General features: G+C 45.4%; 1 pseudogene. It reads left to right on the top strand.

Annotated features, from left to right (window positions below):
* Nucleotides 1–237 (top strand): annotated as a pseudogene (locus tag ACNQ0T_RS24520) (replication protein); the annotation flags it as partial.
* Nucleotides 238–260: the final 23 nt, after the last annotated feature.

Raw genomic sequence — 260 nt, 5'->3', positions numbered from 1 at the left:
ACTGATACACAGTTCGAGGCCATTTTTCAGTATTGTATTGACCGTTGTATGAGTGGTAATTCATGGCCACCAGAACTGTCTGATGTGGTAGTTGCCGTTACATCGATGGCAGTTGACGATAATCCGTTTGGTATCTCATTTGATGTGATGCTTACTGACTGGAAACGCTATTGCCGTGATCGTGGTATGTATGACAGCGCTGAAATGTATCCATACCTGTCTCTTATACACATCTGACGCTGCCGACGACATCGCTCCAG

This window comes from Enterobacter cloacae complex sp.6700776 (assembly GCF_048284255.1).
GTDB lineage: Bacteria > Pseudomonadota > Gammaproteobacteria > Enterobacterales > Enterobacteriaceae > Enterobacter > Enterobacter intestinihominis.
The sequence above is the reverse complement of the archived record's forward strand: the minus strand, read 5'-3'. Positions and strand labels throughout refer to the sequence as shown.